The 17,224-nt window shown below is 39.0% G+C and carries 17 protein-coding genes; 15 read left to right on the top strand and 2 right to left on the bottom strand.

The window, feature by feature from the left end; translation table 11 throughout:
* Window positions 1–90: 90 nt before the first annotated feature.
* The 13 genes from astA to RDV63_RS05965 all read left to right on the top strand — a co-directional run bounded on the left by astA (window position 91) and on the right by RDV63_RS05965 (window position 13,442).
* Entirely contained in the window at window positions 91–1,107 is a 1,017-nt protein-coding gene (gene astA, locus RDV63_RS05905) for an arginine N-succinyltransferase (RefSeq protein WP_313908584.1), read from the top strand.
* Between the two features lie 13 nt (window positions 1,108–1,120).
* Entirely contained in the window at window positions 1,121–2,590 is a 1,470-nt protein-coding gene (astD, locus tag RDV63_RS05910) for a succinylglutamate-semialdehyde dehydrogenase (protein WP_313908585.1), read from the top strand.
* Between the two features lie 82 nt (window positions 2,591–2,672).
* Window positions 2,673–3,020, top strand: coding sequence for a DUF3802 family protein (locus RDV63_RS05915; protein ID WP_313908586.1), 348 nt, complete (start codon window positions 2,673–2,675; stop codon window positions 3,018–3,020).
* A gap of 78 nt (window positions 3,021–3,098) precedes the next feature.
* A complete protein-coding gene (locus RDV63_RS05920) occupies window positions 3,099–3,512 on the top strand; it encodes an OsmC family protein (protein ID WP_409934820.1) in 414 nt (137 codons plus the stop codon).
* A 66-nt stretch (window positions 3,513–3,578) separates the two neighbouring features.
* Complete coding sequence (gene speD, locus RDV63_RS05925; protein ID WP_313908587.1) at window positions 3,579–4,385, top strand: adenosylmethionine decarboxylase; 807 nt, start codon at window positions 3,579–3,581, stop codon at window positions 4,383–4,385.
* Window positions 4,386–4,412: 27 nt separating this feature from the next.
* Window positions 4,413–5,438, top strand: a complete 1,026-nt coding sequence (dusA, locus tag RDV63_RS05930) for a tRNA dihydrouridine(20/20a) synthase DusA (protein ID WP_313908588.1) — start codon at window positions 4,413–4,415, stop codon at window positions 5,436–5,438.
* A 171-nt stretch (window positions 5,439–5,609) separates the two neighbouring features.
* Window positions 5,610–5,969 carry a hypothetical protein gene (locus RDV63_RS05935; RefSeq protein WP_313908589.1) on the top strand — a complete coding sequence of 120 codons (360 nt, stop codon included), beginning with the start codon at window positions 5,610–5,612 and terminating at the stop codon, window positions 5,967–5,969.
* Window positions 5,970–6,215: 246 nt separating this feature from the next.
* Window positions 6,216–6,413, top strand: coding sequence for a PspC domain-containing protein (locus tag RDV63_RS05940; RefSeq protein WP_313908590.1), 198 nt, complete (start codon window positions 6,216–6,218; stop codon window positions 6,411–6,413).
* Window positions 6,414–6,528: 115 nt separating this feature from the next.
* The gene (locus RDV63_RS05945) at window positions 6,529–6,975 is read left to right on the top strand and encodes a copper chaperone PCu(A)C (protein WP_313908591.1); all 447 of its coding nucleotides are present in this window, start codon (window positions 6,529–6,531) and stop codon (window positions 6,973–6,975) included.
* A gap of 9 nt (window positions 6,976–6,984) precedes the next feature.
* Window positions 6,985–7,962 carry a DUF2333 family protein gene (locus RDV63_RS05950; RefSeq protein WP_313908592.1) on the top strand — a complete coding sequence of 326 codons (978 nt, stop codon included), beginning with the start codon at window positions 6,985–6,987 and terminating at the stop codon, window positions 7,960–7,962.
* An 8-nt stretch (window positions 7,963–7,970) separates the two neighbouring features.
* On the top strand, window positions 7,971–8,726 hold the full coding sequence (locus tag RDV63_RS05955) for a TIGR04219 family outer membrane beta-barrel protein (protein WP_313908593.1): 756 nt from the start codon (window positions 7,971–7,973) through the stop codon (window positions 8,724–8,726).
* Window positions 8,727–8,780: 54 nt separating this feature from the next.
* Complete coding sequence (locus RDV63_RS05960; RefSeq protein WP_313908594.1) at window positions 8,781–10,952, top strand: response regulator; 2,172 nt, start codon at window positions 8,781–8,783, stop codon at window positions 10,950–10,952.
* A gap of 276 nt (window positions 10,953–11,228) precedes the next feature.
* Window positions 11,229–13,442: an EAL domain-containing protein gene (locus RDV63_RS05965; RefSeq protein ID WP_313908595.1), complete on the top strand. Its 2,214-nt coding sequence runs from the start codon at window positions 11,229–11,231 to the stop codon at window positions 13,440–13,442.
* A 72-nt stretch (window positions 13,443–13,514) separates the two neighbouring features.
* On the opposite strand, the gene ppa is transcribed toward RDV63_RS05965, so the two are convergent.
* Window positions 13,515–14,042 (bottom strand): inorganic diphosphatase, encoded by a 528-nt coding sequence (gene ppa / locus RDV63_RS05970; RefSeq protein ID WP_313908596.1) that lies wholly within the window; start codon window positions 14,040–14,042, stop codon window positions 13,515–13,517.
* 59 nt (window positions 14,043–14,101) lie between these two features.
* Window positions 14,102–15,073, bottom strand: coding sequence for a class 1 fructose-bisphosphatase (locus tag RDV63_RS05975; RefSeq protein ID WP_313908597.1), 972 nt, complete (start codon window positions 15,071–15,073; stop codon window positions 14,102–14,104).
* A 143-nt stretch (window positions 15,074–15,216) separates the two neighbouring features.
* Between RDV63_RS05975 and mpl the strand changes: the two genes are divergently transcribed.
* The gene (gene mpl, locus RDV63_RS05980) at window positions 15,217–16,581 is read left to right on the top strand and encodes a UDP-N-acetylmuramate:L-alanyl-gamma-D-glutamyl-meso-diaminopimelate ligase (RefSeq protein ID WP_313908598.1); all 1,365 of its coding nucleotides are present in this window, start codon (window positions 15,217–15,219) and stop codon (window positions 16,579–16,581) included.
* Window positions 16,574–17,218: a flavin prenyltransferase UbiX gene (locus RDV63_RS05985; RefSeq protein WP_313908599.1), complete on the top strand. Its 645-nt coding sequence runs from the start codon at window positions 16,574–16,576 to the stop codon at window positions 17,216–17,218. The genes mpl and RDV63_RS05985 overlap by 8 nt, the downstream gene beginning before the upstream one ends.
* Window positions 17,219–17,224 lie beyond the last annotated feature (6 nt).

Consider the following 17,224-nt stretch of genomic DNA (forward strand, 5'->3'; position numbering starts at 1 on the left):
CGATACCCCCTAATACAGTAGGGGGCTCTAGTTAGCAAAAAGCAAAGCTTAAGTTATAAATTTAATAAAGTTAACCAGGAGTAAGCAACGATGATGGTGGTTCGCCCTATTCGTGCAGATGATTATCCTGCTTTGTATGATATAGCTATAGAGTCAGGCCATGGTTTTACTTCATTACCGGTAAACGATGAATTGCTGATGCGTAAAGTAAGTCGCTCTGAGCAATCTTTTACCAAGCAAGTGCAGCAGCCGGGTGATGAAGGCTACTTGTTTGTGTTAGAAGACACACAAACCGGTGAGGTCTGTGGAACTAGCGCTTTAGAAGCGGCAGTAGGATTAGATGATGCCTTTTACCATTATCATTTAGGTAAAGTGGTGCATAACTCACGTTCACTAGGTGTCTATAAAACTGTTGATATTCTTACTTTATGCAACGATTACACCGGAGTAAGTGAACTTTGCACCTTATTTTTGCGGGAAACAAAACGGCAAAATAATAATGGTCGTTTACTGTCTAAAATGCGCTTTTTATTTTTAGCTGAGTTCCCACAGCGTTTCTCGGATCGGGTAATAGCAGAGATGCGTGGTGTGTCAAATGCAGATGGTAGTTCACCTTTTTGGCAGTGGCTACAAGAGCATTTCTTTTCTGTTGATTTTCCAACCGCAGATTATTTAACGGGCATTGGCCAAAAGGTTTTTATTGCTGAGTTAATGCCGAAATATCCTATTTATGTTAGTTTGCTAAGTAAAGAAGCTCAAGCTGTTATTGGCCAAGTTCATGAGCAAACTAAGCCTGCTTTAGCCTTGTTAAAGTCTGAAGGCTTTGCAAGTCGTGGCTATGTTGATATTTTTGATGCAGGGCCAACGGTTGAAGCTAGAGTAGAGCATATTCGCTCGGTGCAAAATAGCCAGCGCTTACAAGTTGTAATTGGTCAAATTGATAAGGCTGCAACCTATTTAATCTGCAACACTGTTATTGCAGACTTTCGGGCTACTTGTGCTGAGTTAGAGGTGGATTTGCAAAATCAGCATGCAATTATTACTGCCGATGTAGCTACAGCACTTAAGGTATCAGCTGGTGATTGGGTAAGAGTAACCAGTATTTAATTAGGGGATTAGAATGAATAACGCTGTACAATTTATTAATGGCCAATGGCTTGTAGGTAAAGGTGAAACCTTTAGCTCTATTGACCCAGCTAAAAATCAGCCAATTTGGCAAGGCGAATCTGCAACTGCTGAGCAAGTTGAACAAGCAATAGTAGCAGCGCGCCAAGCTCAATATGATTGGGCTGGAGTAAGTTTTGATGACCGCGTAGCTATTATCAAAAAGTTTGCCGAGTTATTGGCCAGCAATAAAGAGCATTTAGCCTTAACTATTGCTCAAGAAACAGGTAAAGCCTTGTGGGAATCGCGCACTGAAATTGGTGCCATGATAGGCAAAGCTGATATTTCTATTCGTGCTTATCAGGAACGTACTGGCAGTAAAGAAAACGCTATGCCGCAAGGTAGAGCCTTTATACGGCATAAGCCTCATGGGGTAGTAGCAGTTTTTGGTCCTTATAATTTTCCTGGCCATTTACCTAACGGCCATATAGTACCGGCACTTTTAGCGGGTAACACTATCATTTTTAAACCTTCAGAATTAACGCCTAAAGTGGCAGAAGAAACTGTTAAATTGTGGCAGCAAGCTGGTTTACCAGCAGGGGTATTAAATCTAGTTCAAGGTGAAGTCGCAACAGGTAAAGCTATCGCAGCGCATAATGATATCGATGGTTTATTTTTTACCGGCAGCTCCAGAACAGGCCATTATTTACACCAGCAATTTGCTGGTCGGCCAGATAAAATTTTAGCATTAGAGATGGGTGGAAATAACCCGTTGATAGTTAAAGATGTTAAAAATATTGATGCCGCAGTACATGATATAGTGCAATCTGCGTTTATTTCTTCAGGCCAGCGTTGTACTTGTGCGCGTAAACTGTTTTTACCGGCCGATGCTAGTGGTGATGCTATTTTACAACGCTTAATTGAAGTAACCCGCAATATTAAAGTTGATGTTTATGATGCTGCCGAACAGCCATTTATGGGCGCGATGATTTCAGTTGCTGCAGCAAAAGGCATGTTAGCTGCACAGCAGCAACTAGTGGATTTAGGTGGGAAAGTATTAGTAGAGATGCAGCATTTAGATGTTGATACAGCACTAGTAACCCCTGGCATCATTGAATGTACAGAGATTAAAGATTTTCCAGATGATGAGCACTTTGGTCCTTTACTTAAAGTATTCCGCTTTACTGATATTGACCAAGCGATAGACGCGGCTAATAATACTAGTTTTGGTTTATCAGCAGGCTTATTAAGTGATAGTGCCACGCTTTATCAGCACTTTTTCCGCAGGATCAGAGCGGGAATTGTTAACTGGAATAGGCCTATTACAGGGGCCAGTTCAGCTGCTCCCTTTGGTGGTATAGGGGCTAGTGGTAACCATAGAGCAAGTGCCTATTATGCAGCTGACTATTGTGCTTATCCAGTTGCGTCGGTTGAACTAGAGCAAGTGGTAATGCCAGAGCAGTTATCACCGGGTTTAACATTTTAAATAAGCTCATAGATGGACGGGGCCTTAACCCCATCCATCTGTTTATCCAAGTTCATTTATTTATTATTTAGGTAGACTGATTATGGTGACAGATAAACCAGGTTACGAACATCTAATAATGTTTATTACTGAACACTTATCGTTATTTGAGCAGCCAACAGGTGAAGTGACAGCTAAAACTATTGGTGAGATATTAGAAGAGTCAATAGCAGAACAAATTATTAATTTGTGTACCCAGCATACTCAGCTTGAAATTAACCATCGCAGTATGATTATTCGTGAGGTTGATAGCATCATGTATGATCTACAAGAATTGCTCGGCCGCGTGTTAGATACTAATGCAACAGTTAAGCAATTTGAGCTAATTACAGAAATTTCTCTACTTATTAAAAACTTATTTGATACCGCCATAGCAGAGTTAAATGATTAGGTCTTTTCTAAGGCCGATTTAACTAGATACCCAGCCCAATTTTTCGTAGAATGTCGCCCTGTTTTTAGCAGGAGCTGAATGATGCAAGCAAAAGTAAAATGGTTAGATAATAATACCTTCGTTGGCCGTTCTGGTAGTGGCCATGCCGTAGTGTTTGATGGTAATGCTGACAACAGCACAGCACCAAGCCCCATGGAAATGGTGTTAATGTCAGCGGGAGCTTGTTCGTCTGTCGATGTTATTAGTATTTTACACAAGGCTCGGCAAAAGGTGCAGGATTGTGAGGTTACCTTAACATCAGAGCGTGCAGATAGCGTGCCCAGAGTATTTAAAAAAATACATTTACATTTTGATGTAACAGGTCAACAGCTTAGCGAAACGCATGTTGAACGGGCAGTAAAATTATCTGCAGATAAATATTGTTCAGTATCAATAATGTTAACAGGCAGTGTCGAAGTAACACACTCATTTAGTGTCCTTAGCACTGAATAATCCGGCGTTTAAATTACAAACCTACTAAGCAGTTAATGCTACTGCTGGTTCTGGAGACATCGATAAGTGGTTAAACCTTTTGAAAAACTGAAATTGCATGGTTTTAATAACCTAACCAAAAGCTTAAGCTTTAGTTTATACGATATATGTTACGCAAAGACTGAGCAGCATAGACAAGAGTATATTGAATATATTGATGAGCAATATAATGCTGATCGACTAACGGATATATTAACTGAAGTGACCGATATTATTGGCGCTAATGTGCTGAATATCGCTCGTCAAGATTATGATCCGCAAGGCGCTAGCGTAACAATACTGGTAAGCGAAGAGCCAGTGTTAGTTAATCCAGACAATACAGAAAATCCAGGGCCTAGACCAGATGCTGTAGTGGCACATTTAGATAAAAGTCATATTTGTGTTCATACCTACCCAGAAGTTCACCCGCATGATGGCATCTGTACTTTCCGTGCTGATATTGAAGTATCCACTTGTGGCATTATTTCGCCTTTAAAAGCGTTAAACTTTTTAATTCATAGTTTTGAAACAGATATAGTGACTATTGATTACCGAGTTCGTGGCTTTACTCGTGATATAAGCGGTACTAAACATTATATTGATCATCCTATTACGTCTATCCAAAACTTTATGGATGAGGAAACTAAACAAGCATTTCAGATGATTGACGTTAACGTTTATCAAGAAAACTTATTTCATACCAAAATGATGCTAAAAGAAGCTGATTTAAATAGTTACTTATTTGGTATGGGTACAGATTCCATGACTGAAGAAGAACAAGAAGAAATAAGCCAAAAAGTCTTCCACGAAATGCGCGAAATTTTCTATGGCCGTAACTTGCCGGATATAAAGTAGCCTTAAAAACTTGAGTAAGTAAAACCTATGGTCATAGATAAAAAGCAATCTAGTAAAAGTCTGAGCACTAAGTTTGTTGATCATAGGTTCTCTGTTGCGCCCATGCTCGATTGGACAGATAAACATTGTCGCTACTTTCATCGCTTGCTAAGTAAACATGCGGTGCTGTATACCGAAATGGTCACCACTGGCGCTATTATTCATGGCAGTGGTGATTATTTAGCTTTTAATGAAGAAGAGCAGCCTGTAGTGTTACAACTAGGTGGCTCTGATCCACAGCAGATGGCGCATTGTGCCAAGTTAGCTGAGCAACGTGGTTATGATGCCATTAATATTAACGTTGGTTGCCCGTCTGATAGAGTGCAAAATGGTATGTTTGGTGCTTGTTTAATGGCGCAACCACAACGAGTAGCTGATTGTGTAAAAGCGATGCAAGATCAGGTTACTATTCCCATCTCAGTAAAAACAAGAATAGGCATAGATGACTCTGACGATTATCAGTTTTTACAAGACTTTGTGCAAACTATGGTGGATGCAGAATGTCAGCAGCTGGTTATTCATGCTCGTAAAGCCTGGCTAAAAGGTTTAAGCCCAAAAGAAAATCGAGATATTCCGCCGCTTAATTATGATCGGGTTTATCAGATTAAACGTGACTTTCCACAGTTAGATATCAGTATTAATGGTGGCATTAAAACCTTAACCCAAGTGCAAGAGCATTTAGCTTTTGTTGATGGTGTTATGGTGGGACGTGAGGCTTATGCTAACCCTATGCTTTTGAGTTCAGTTGATAGCTTAATTTATGGCGATGTAAGTGTGGTTAGAACGCCGCAGCAAGTAGTGTTAGATATGCTGCCTTACATAGAGCAGCAAATGACTCAAGGCGCTAGATTTTGGCATATTGCTCGGCATATGTTGGGGCTATTTCAAGGTATGCCAGGTGCACGACAATGGCGACGCTTGCTTAGTGAGCAAGGCCATTTAACAACTGCAAAACCAGCGTTATTATTGCAAGCATTGCAAAAAATACCCGAGCTTGAAAATATGACTAATTAATAGTTAAATCCACTAAATAATAGTATCAACAAAAAAAGTCCATGCGAAGCATGGGCTTTTTTTGTTATTAAATACTAATTAAATCAACATATTGCAGTTTATTTTACTCTTGGCACAACACTTGAAATACAGTAGTCGTAGTATCGAATATTAACTTTCAAGGAACTTGCTATGAACACTTTAATTATTGCTAGCTTTACATCTTTACTTAGCCTTAGCGCTGTAGCGGACTCTGTGTACCCAGAAACTATAATGATAACTAGTGATACTCCTGTTAGTACGGAGATTAGTACGAAAACTAGTTCTGAGCTTAGAGCTGAGATAGAAATAGGGATACAAGCAGAATTACAGCAATATACAGCCCAACTTTCTACATTAATTACTCAGCAAGCACAGCAGGAGTTATTTGCTACCGCTGCTAATTTACTTATTTTAAATAGTGCTGAACATAAAACCGAACTAGCTACTTTAGTACCACAGATGTTGCTGCTAGCAAAAAAGTTAGCGGCTAGTACCTTAAATGGTGAATAACAATGTTGCTCACGTCGGACTGGTTATTATTACTCTTTATTTTCCCTGTGCTGAGCATGCTGCCTGTATTAGTTTTATGCCATTTTATTAGTGTTCTGATACCGCTAATCCAGAAATTAAAATGGTTAAATTAAAGGAGGCAGCAGTGAGTTGGATAGCCTTAGAGTTACTAAGTTTCTTTAGCTTTATTTTGGTGCTGTTGTGTTGGTGCCAAGCAAATAATATAAAAAAATATAAGGAATAATCATGCATACTGAAAAAAATACTGGATGGTTTTGTCAGCGTCAGCACCGTTTAATTTCGGGTGTTTGCGCTGGGTTAGCGAATAATTATCATCAACCAAGATGGTTAATTAGAGTGCTGGCGGTATTGCTGTTTATAACAGCCCCATTAATAACTATCAGCGCATATTTTGTCGCCGCATTATTATTACCTAAGCGATAGACGCTTTATAATGTTGATTGCTGATTATTAAAATATACGGTGTTGCAGGCAGGTTAGTTGCTGTTAAGTGTACCTAACTGGTGTAATATAAGTTTATATATCAAGGAGCGTGCAAATGCCAATACTGTTATCTAGGGTTTTCTTACCTATACTACTACTGTTAAGTGTATCGTTGTCTGCAGAGCAAGCTACCACTATAAAAGTAACAAACGCAGAAGTGCGACAGCCCATGCAGGGGCGCAGTGTAACAGCGGGTTATTTAACCTTGCATAACACATCTGAACAAAGCAAAAGCCTAATAGCGGTAACAACGGAGGCTTTTCAGCGCATTGAACTGCATCAGCATAGCCATAAAAATGGTGTGATGCGCATGGAGCAGGTTGATGCTATTAACATTGCTGCCCAAAGCGAAGTTAACTTAACACCCGGTGGCTTGCATTTAATGTTATTTGAGCCTAAGACTAAACTTGCATTGGGTGATTCAATAATAATGCAGCTAACATTCTCTGATCAACAAGTCATTAGCATTAGTGTACCTATTGTTGCGCTGCCAAAACGTTAAGGAGTGAAAATGGGAAACTTTAAGTTAATTAGCTTTGGCGCATTAATATTTTTTGTGATTATGTATTTAACTGCTTGGTGGGTGAGTAGAGAGCCAGATTTACTGGTAGATGAAATTTATCAAAGCCGGCAATCCCTAGGCGACAGCGCTCCTGTGGGCTATAGCACTACAACTGCACTAATTCGGGTCAGTGAAACCTTACTTAACAAGAGTGGTGGCTATTTATCAAATGATATTATGCCACCTTTTAGTGTGTTAGATAATATGCCAGCTTGGGAGCTAGGTGTGTTAGAAATGTCACGCGACTTAGCTTTAGCTTTACGTAAAGATTTAAGTCGTTCCCAGTCGCAATCAACAGAAAATAAATTTTTAAAAGTAGCGCAGCCGCAATTTAATATTGATCATAAAAGTTGGGTTATTCCTAGTGCCGAATCTGAATATAAAAAAGCTATAGCGCAATTATACTTATATCGTGATGAATTAGTCGATCCGGCCAAGCCAGATAGCCAGTTTTATGCCCGTGCCGATAATTTACGCGACTGGCTAAAAGCGGTAGAAAAACGTTTAGGCAGTTACTCACAGCGTTTAAGTGCCAGTGTAGGCCAAGATAGACTAAATACTGACCTTGCGGGAGAGGCTAGTGCACGCCAGTCTACTAATGCCCCATCTTTGCGAAATATAAAAACCAGTTGGTGGAAAATTGATGATGAGTTTTATGAAGCGCGGGGTGCTGCTTGGGCCTTATTACACTTTTTAAAAGCAGTAGAAGTCGACTTTGCTGACACGCTAGAACGAAAAAATGCCATGATAAGTTTACGGCAAATTATTCGCGAGCTTGAGGCTACACAACAATCCATTTGGAGCCCAATGATTTTAAATGGTAGTGGGTTTGGTTTGTTAGCCAACCATAGTTTAGTTATGGCTAATTATATTTCTCGGGCCAATGCCGCTTTAATTGATTTATCAGAATTATTAACACAAGGGTAAGATACAATATGATAAAACCAGTACTAGCACTTTCGATAGCAGGCTTGCTTTTTTCACCAGCTATTAAAGCTGACACCTTACTCGGTTTATATATAGGGGCTGATGCCTGGCGCACAAGCACTGAAGGTGGTTTTGCTAATACAGATAAGCTGCAAACACTTAATTTTGATGATAAAACGCAAGCATCCTATTATATTGCCCTGGAGCATCCAATACCTGTGCTGCCTAATGCGCGTATTCAGCATACACCATTAACAGCCAACGGCTCGACAGGTTTGAGCAGTAACTTAAGTTTAAATAACACCACTTTCTTACAAGGGACAGATATAAAAAATCAGGTGGATTTAACCAGTACTGATTATATTTTATATTATGAGCTGTTTGATAATAGTTTAATTAGTTTAGATTTAGGCGTTAATGCTAAATACATTAAAGGTGATGTCTACATTAAGGATACAATAACGGGAGTTGCTGCTGGAGAAAGTGTCTCTAAAATTCTTCCTACCGCCTATGCTGCCGCAACAATTGGTTTGCCATTAACTGGACTAGAGCTGTTTGCTAACGGTAGTTATATGACATACGATGATAATACAATTTACGATGTACAAGCCGGAATTGCTTATGCACTTGTGGATAATATAGCCATAGATGTCAGACTCAGGGCAGGATATCGCGCTGTTAATATTAAGTTGGATAATGTTGATAGCTTATATACGGATATAGACTTTAATGGTGCTTTTGTTGGTTTGGAACTGCATTTTTAACGGCTTTAGTCTTAAATACGCTTTGTTGCCAACAGAGCCTGAGCGGGTGCTATTTTGTTAAATTATTTTCGGCAACTAACCTTACCATGGTTAGTTGCAGTTAGCTTGATGCTAGTCTTTACCGCAACTTGGTATCATTATGAAGCAAAGCTGCAGCAGCAAGAGCAAGTGCAACGCTTTTCTGCAGCTTTGCAAATATCTGTTGTGCCTTATTTAACTGAGCGTAATTATCAAGCATTAAATAAGTATTTAGCACATGCTAGTGCGGTCAGTCGCTTACCCATAAAGGCTAGTGCCCTATTATCTAGTTCAGGTACTGTTTTAGCTGTGTCGCAAGCGCCTTCGGTGTCAGAGCAAAGTATTCGACAGCAATATTTAGCCTCAAAAAATACTAATAGCTTCCAATTACAACAAACTGAACATTTATTAGTTTCTGTGCAGCAAATACCAGGGCTACAAATATCCCCTAATTCTGAGTTAGCAGCTGATAATAATACCAGCCAATATTACTTATTAATCATGGTTGAAAATGATTTAGCTTTTAGTGTCTGGTTTTTACCTATGGTTGTTGTGTTTATTTTTGGTTTAATTGCATTAGTTTGGATTAAAAATACTTTAACGCAGCAACAACAGCGGCAATTAGTCGATATTAATTTGGTTGCACATAAGTTAAGGCAATTACAACAAGGTCAACTTAATTGCCGTATAGATGAGCAATTAATGCCAGATTTAGATTCAATTAGGCAAAGCTTTAATAGTATGGCAGAGCAATCGTCAGAGCAGCAACTAGGAATGCAGCAACAAGTTAGTAGTCAAGAGCTGGCACTTACTCACTCTACAACTGCTTTAGAACTGGCCAATCGTAAAATCCAATATTTAGAGCAGCAGCAATCAGAGCAGCAGCGACTTTTAGCTTACTGCAGTAAAAATTTACAGTTGTTGTGTCAACATAAGTCCGGCTTAGCATCAATAGAGCTAAACCAATTAGTGAGTAATCAAATCACTTTATTACAGCTTTTAGCGCTAGAAAATTATTTTACCTCAGAGCAATTTATGCTTACTGAGTTTATAGCCGAGAAATTACCTCACTGTCAAAGCTGGCTAGACTGTAAGCAAATTAAATTAATGTTATTTGAAACAGCCGCTAATGCTTTATATAAAGTTGATTTAAATCCATTTGCTTTAACTTCTTTAATTTCGGCTTTATTGCAAGTAACTAGTCGTAATGTTGGAGTTAAGCTAATAACGCTGCGTGTTGACTTAGTGGTGAATGAAGCTGGAAATAAGCTTAATATCAGTGTTGTTAGTGATGGTGAAGGGTTGTCGCCGCGGCAACGGCAATTATTCGATATCAAGGATATTACAGACTTACATTGGCAAGATGTTGATTATGCTATTTTAGCGGTGTTAATGAAAAAATTTAACATTACGAAGCAGATTGATTCGATAGAAGGCCTTGGTTGCACCACTAAATTATCAATGCCATTAGCTCAGCTAGAACCATTAAGTACACAATATCAATCGAGCATCTTGTTATTTGATACGGATACAGAGCATTTGCATGAGCGTAAGCAGGCCTTAGCTTTGCTGGCGACAACAGTATCTTATTGTACAGATTTATCAACTTTAGAGTGTAAAGGTCAACAATCTAAACTAGATACTATCATTGTGTTTTTGCCTGTGCCCACTGAGCTTAGTCTATGGCAAAAGACCTTGGCTAAGTTAGCCCTGAAAAGTCGTATTTTATGTTATTGCAGTGCTGATAGTTTTGATGCTTGGCACCAAGCGCTAGGGCACTTTTTGCAACCCGGTATCTTTTATTTAGATACCTTACTAGCAATAACAAGTCAGTATGCAGTTAAGCAGCTATTGGTAGTAGATGATAATCAAACTAATTTAGCGTTTATCCGCGTATTGCTAAAAGACCAGCCCATTCAACTTACTTTAGCTAGTACAGGACAAGAAGCCTTAGATTTATGTCAAGAGCATAACTTTGATGTGATTCTACTCGACATCCAGTTGCCAGATATTAATGGGGTTGAAGTAGCTAAAAAACTCAGAGTTTTAACTAATTATCAAACAGTGCCAATTTTAGCTTTTACTGCCCACGCTTTAGAGGAAGAAAAGTTAGAGTTTATCGCTGCGGGTATGAACGATGTTATTTTAAAACCACTGCAAGCTAATAAGTTACCACAAATCCTACAGTGGTGTGCTGTTAATGAATAGGCCTTTACTAACACTATAAAGCTTTGTTGTTAGTTGCTGATAATTTTCTTGTCTATTGTCTATTCTGCTTTTGTTTGGCATTATCAAGCTTGAACCACCAATAAATATAGTAACGGCTGATTATTTTAAGTTAAGTTGGGCTAATGGTCGTTATTTACTGTTGTTTTTTATGCTTTTGTTAAAGTTAGCTATAATTTACTGTAATAAGTGTTATTTACGCTTATTTGTTGATTTAACGTGACAGTTAATCAGTCGATGCAAAAGGATTGAATCGCAGTGTCTACTATATCAAATGAAGATTTTTTATTTGCCGCTGAAGAAGATGCAAAGGCTGAGGTAACAGAGTCAAGCTTAGAGCCTTGGCGTGTACTTATTGTTGATGATGATAAGGAAGTCCATACTGTTACAACCTTAGCGTTAAATGGTCTACAGGTATTAAATAGAAAACTCACTTTTTTTCATGCCTATAGTGCGAAAGAGGCGCTGCAGTTTTTAGCAAAAAATACTGATATAGCTTTAGTGTTACTAGATGTCGTTATGGAGTCTGATGATGCTGGTCTAATGGCTGTTCAGAGAATTCGTGAAGATCTGCAACAAGAAGAACTGCGAATTATTTTGCGTACCGGCCAACCCGGTTATGCACCTGAAGAAAAGGTTATTAAACAGTACGATATAAATGATTACAAAACCAAAACTGAACTTACCCGAGGTAAATTAGTTACCTCTATTATTGCTGCTATTCGCTCTTATCAACAAATACGTACTATTAATCAAAGTAGACGAGGTTTAACTAAAATTATCACCGCTGCTGCAAGTTTGCTTGAGCATCAGTCATTGCATCAGTTTTCTGAAGGTGTACTAACGCAAATTTCTTCATTAATTGGCTTGCCTGCGGAAGGCGTTGTCTGTGCGCAAATTGAAGATGACGGCTCAGCAACTGAAAGAATCTATGTCTTAGGTGCTGCCGGTGAATATGCTCCTTATATTAAAAGTGAGCTTAATCGTATTGATAATGAAGATATTATTCAGCGAGTTCAACAATGTTTAGAAAGTCGTCAGCATGTGTTCTCTTCTGAATCGACCGTTTTATACTTAGGTAGTAAGCAACATAAAGCTGCGGTTTATATTAAAACTAACCAAGTGATCCCTGAGCATATTCAACAGCTAATAGAGTTGTTTTTAACTAATATATCAACAGGATACGAAAATGCGGCTTTGTTTCAGCAGCTAAAGCATGCAGCCTATACCGATTCACTAACTAAAATGCCAAATCGCAATGAGTTTATCCAGCTTTTACAGCAAACGCGTAACTTTGATGCTGAAAATAAAGTTGTGGTATTGATTGATATTGACCATTTTGCTGATATTAATGACGGCTTGGGCCACGATGTGGGTAATGAACTGCTTATCGCTGTAGCGATGCGTTTAACTAATAAATTTGGTATGCAGTCAGAGCTAGCACGGCTAGGGGCGGATGTATTTGGTTTAATAGGTTATGTTGAAACATTAAGTATAAACGCTATTAATGCTACTTTTGAAGAACCTTTTTTAGTGGCAGAGTATCGATTACAACTCACAGTAAATATAGGCTTATGCCGCTTGCAAGATATCGATTCTAAAGGTTTAAGCATTCTAAAATATGTCACCATAGCCCTTAATCGTGCCAAAAAGAGCTTAACTGCAAATTATCAATATTATCTGCCAGAGATGGAACAGCAGATGGCGACAAGATTAGCTATATTGCGTAAATTATCTCAAGACTTTTCTCAACAGAAATTGCAATTATGGTATCAGCCGCAGGTGTCATTACAAACCAAAAAAATAGTGGGTGTTGAAGCCTTACTGCGCTGGCCACAGGATAATGGTGAATTTATTTCACCTGCGGTCTTTATTCCGTTAGCTGAATACTCAGGGCTCATCGTTGAAATTGGTGACTGGGTGTTGCAACAAGCTTGTCTGCATATTAAGCAGATGACTGGTTTGGGTTTTGCTATTCGCATTGCAATTAATGTATCGGTACAACAATTTAGAACTCATAGTTTTGTACAATCGGTGATTGATGCTATTAATTATTATGAGATTAATGCCCAACAACTAGAAATAGAAATTACCGAATCTATTTTAATGGACGACCCTGAGGCAATGGTGGCTGCTTTACTAGAGTTGAAATCAATAGGGGTTAATATTGCTATAGATGATTTTGGTATAGGCTTTTCTTCGTTAAGTTATATTCAAAAGTTGCCTTTAGATAGAATAAAAATAGACCGGTCTTTTGTGGCTAATATTACCTCAAGTTCAGATGAAGTGATTGTTGAAACAATTATTCGGTTAGGTAAAAAACTAAATTTAGCCACTATTGCCGAAGGCGTTGAAGACGAAGCACAGCAACAAGCACTTATTAATTTAGGTTGTGATGAGATGCAAGGCTTTTATTATGCTAAGCCTATGCCAGAACAAGAGTTACTTGCTTTGCTTAATAAGCAAAATTAAATGTAACAGCAATAGCAGCAAAGATTACTATAAAAAAACCAGCATTTGCTGGTTTTTTTATAGTGTTACTAATTACTTTTTAGCCCGTTCAAACGAGGTTAAAATCTCAGCTTTAGCGGCAGTGATATCGCCCCAACCATTTATTTTAACCCATTTACCTGCTTCTAAATTTTTGTAGTGTTCAAAGAAATGCTGAATTTGTTGTTTAAGCAATTCTGGTACGTCAGAAATATCTTTAATATCATCATATATTTTGGTTAGTTTACTTACAGGCACTGCAATAACCTTAGCATCTTCACCTGCTTCATCAGACATCTGCAGCACACCAACTGGCCGGCATTTAATCACAGCGCCCGGAACTAATGGATAAGGTGTGGGCACTAATACGTCTACTGGATCACCATCGAGTGATAAGGTGTTATTAACATAACCATAATTACATGGATAAAACATAGGTGTTGACATAAAGCGGTCAACTAAAATAGCACCAGTGTCTTTGTCTACTTCGTATTTTACCGGATCAGCATTAGCTGGAATTTCGATAATGACGTTAATTTCTTCAGGTAAGTTATTACCCGCAGTGATATTACTTAAGCTCATCAGCTTTTCCTTAGGTTCTTAAAAAATTGCCGCTATTATAGCGGGCGCGACAAAAATCTCTACGATTGATGATAATTAATACAGGTTTCAACTTCATGTTTAGAGCCTAAAATCACGGCAACACGCTGGTGGATATCTACAGGTATAATATCCATTATACGTTGATAGCCTGTTGAGCTAAGGCCACCAGCTTGTTCTATTAAGAAGCTCATGGGGTTAGCTTCATACATCAGTCTTAGTTTATCAGGCTTGCTGGGATCTTTAGTATCAGTTGGGTACATAAAAATACCACCGCGGCATAATACGCGATGCACATCACCAACCATGGCAGCTATCCAACGCATATTATAGTTTTTACCACGTTTCCCCGTTTTACCTAGCAATAAGTCATTAATATAGTGTTGCATAGGTGGTTGCCAGTAGCGTTGATTCGACATGTTTATAGCGAACTCAGCAGTATACTTAGGAATACTTGCTTGTTCTTCGGTCAGTAAAAATCCACCGTGAGTTTTATCTAAGGTATACATTCTGGTGCCTTTACCAGTAGTAAGCGCCAACATAGTGGACGGGCCATAAAGGACATAGCCGGCTGCTAGTTGGGCACTTCCTGGTTGCAGAAACTGGCTAGGATCTGCAGCGTCTAGATCAGCTTGTGCAGGTAAAATTGAGAATATAGTACCAATTAAACTATTAATATCAGTATTAGATGAGCCATCTAAGGGATCAAAAGTAACCAAAAACTTACCTTTAGGGTTTCCTGCTATGGTATGGTCTTCTTCTTCAGAGCTAATAGCTTTAACTAGTCCGGTCTCTAAAATAACTTCTTTGAGTAGCTCATTGGCAATAATATCTAGTTTTTTCTGGGTCTCACCTTGAATATTCTCAGCTAAGGTAGAACCTAGTACACCAGCTAATTCGCCTTGACTAACACGAAATGATATTTCGCGACAGGCTGCTAATATGGTTTTTATTAGCGATATTAAGTTACTATCAACATTGTCCTGTTGTAGTACGGGGGAAATACGGCGCATTTTTGCTTCCTTTTCTCGGCTGTTAGTCAGGGTAAAATAATAGGGCTAGCCTATTTTAATGAATTTGCCACAAAATTGCAGGTGTCATTACGATTTTGTTGGTAATTGCTGTAAAAAAAAGCAAATTAAGCGCAGGGAAAACTATGCATATTCATATTCTTGGTATTTGTGGCACTTTTATGGGCGGTATTGCAGCAATTGCTAAGTCACTTGGTCATAAAGTAACGGGGGCAGACACCAATGTCTACCCACCAATGAGCACTCAGTTAGCTGAATTAGGAATAAATTTAACCCAAGGTTACGATCCGGCGCAACTGGATCCGGCGCCAGACTTAGTAATAATTGGTAATGCCTTATCACGGGGCAACCCAGCTGTTGAATATGTGCTAAATAGCCAGTTACGCTATACCTCAGGCCCACAGTGGTTAGCTGAGCAAGTTTTACATGACCGTTGGGTATTAGCTGTGTCTGGTACTCATGGTAAAACCACAACTAGCACTATGTTGGCTTGGATTTTAGATTATGCTGGCTTGAAGCCTGGATTTTTAATTGGTGGTATTCCGCAAAACTTTGATTGTTCAGCACGTTTAGGCGAATCACCATTTTTTGTAATTGAAGCTGATGAATATGATACGGCATTTTTTGATAAGCGTTCTAAGTTTGTTCATTATCGGCCCCGTACTTTAGTCATTAATAATCTGGAATATGACCATGCGGATATTTTTCCAGATCTAGCGGCAATTCAACGTCAATTTCATCACTTATTACGTATGGTGCCAAGCAATGGCTTAGTGTTATCTCCAGAAGATACTGTTGCAGTTAAGCAAACCTTAGACATGGGCTGTTGGAGTGAACGGCAAAGCTATGGTAGTGATTGGCAAGCAGAGTTGCTTAATGCCGATGGCAGTGCTTTTACCGTGTTATATCAACAGCAAGCTTTAGGTACTTTGCACTGGGGCTTAAGTGGCCAACATAATGTGGAAAATGGCATTATGGCTATTGCAGCAGCCCGTCATGTTGGGGTACCGATTAATATAGCTATAGAGGCTTTAGCAGAGTTTATTGCTCCCAAAAGACGGATGGAATTAAAAGCAGAGATTAACAAAATTAAAGTTTACGATGATTTTGCTCACCATCCTACGGCAATTAATACCACCTTACAGGGAGCCCGTGCTCAGGCTAAATTAGGTCGGGTGATTGCTGTGTTAGAGCCAAGATCTAATACTATGAGAATGGGGGTGCATGAAGCTACTTTACCTGCTGCACTGGCCTTAGCGGATTATGTTTATTTATATGAAGAGCAAAATGCTAAGGGCTCATTACACACTTTACACCAAGCTTTAGCACCTAAAGCGACTTTATCGCACGATATTGAGTATTTAGTGCGAGTTTTAACCGAACAAGCTCAGCCTAATGATACTATTGTCATTATGAGTAACGGTAGTTTTGCTAGTATTCACGATAAGCTTATTAAGGCGTTACACAACAAGTGGAAAGGTCATGATTAAAAACGTATTAAATAGTCCTTTAACCGAAATTACTTTAGCTTTTACAGGCGCCTCAGGCGCAGTTTATGGCTGGCGCTTGTTAGAACTCTTAGTAAACCAAGGAATTAAAGTTCATCTATTAGTCTCAAGTGCGGCTCGCGTCGTCTTTGCGACAGAAAATAATATTAAACTGGCAGGTTCTGCGGAAAAATGTACAGCACAATTGGTTGAAATATTTGGCTGTGAAGCCAATCAAATTACTGTTTATGGCAAGGATGATTGGTTTTCACCAGTAGCATCAGGTTCAGCAGCGCCACGAGTTATGGTAGTCTGCCCTTGCTCTACAGGTACAGCAGCGGCTATTGCTCATGGTATGAGTGATAATTTAATTGAGCGCGCAGCAGATGTTGTGATTAAAGAAGGCGGTAAGCTTATTTTGGTACCTAGGGAAAGCCCAATGAGTGCACTGCATTTAGAAAACTTACTTAAGTTAGCTCAATTGGGTGTGACTATTATGCCGGCTGCGCCAGGCTTTTATCATCAGCCAACATCTATTAGCGACTTAGTTGATTTTATGGTGGCAAGAATTTTAGACCATTTGCAATTACCGCATCAGCTACTAGCCCGTTGGGGTTATAGTGGCACGATTAATAAATAGGAGAGC

This window comes from Rheinheimera sp. MMS21-TC3 (assembly GCF_032229285.1).
Taxonomy (GTDB): domain Bacteria; phylum Pseudomonadota; class Gammaproteobacteria; order Enterobacterales; family Alteromonadaceae; genus Alishewanella.